The sequence below is a fragment of the Bradyrhizobium sp. NBAIM08 genome (genome assembly GCF_020193935.1).
GTDB lineage: Bacteria > Pseudomonadota > Alphaproteobacteria > Rhizobiales > Xanthobacteraceae > Bradyrhizobium > Bradyrhizobium yuanmingense.
In genome coordinates, this window is sequence record NZ_JADYVR010000195.1 from 1 (window position 1) to 466 (window position 466).

Annotated in this window: 1 protein-coding gene; it reads right to left on the reverse strand. The window is 71.9% G+C overall.

What is annotated here, in order from left to right; translation table 11 throughout:
• On the reverse strand, positions 1–466 hold a 466-nt coding region (locus tag I6F37_RS39080), incomplete at both ends, for a serine hydrolase (RefSeq protein ID WP_225154239.1).

Sequence of the window (466 nt, forward strand, 5' to 3'; positions counted from 1 at the left end):
GTGAAGCCCGTGTGCCCGTAGGCGCGCTGGGTCAGGTAGCTCCCGGCGCCGCCGTCCCCGTCGGCGGTGTCCCAGCCGAGGGCGCGCGTGCCGGCGGCGCGGCGCGTGAACATGTCCACCGTCGCCTGCTTGAGGATGCGCGTGCCGTCGTACTCGCCGCCGTTGAGCATCATCTGGGCGAAGATCGACAGGTCGGCCGCGGTGCTGAAGAGCCCCGCGTGGCCGGCGACGCCGCCCAGCACGTAGGCATTCTCATCGTGGACCTCGCCCTTCACCGGGTAGCCGCGCGGCGGGCTGATCTCGGTGGGGGCGATGCGGTACTTGAGCGAGTCGGCGGGCCGGAAGCCCGTGTCGAACATGCCGAGCGGCCGGAAGACGCGCTTGTCGAGGAAGGTGTCGAGCCCCTCGCCGGCGGCGGCCTCGACGACCATCCCGAGGACGTCGGCGCCGAGGTCGGAGTACATGT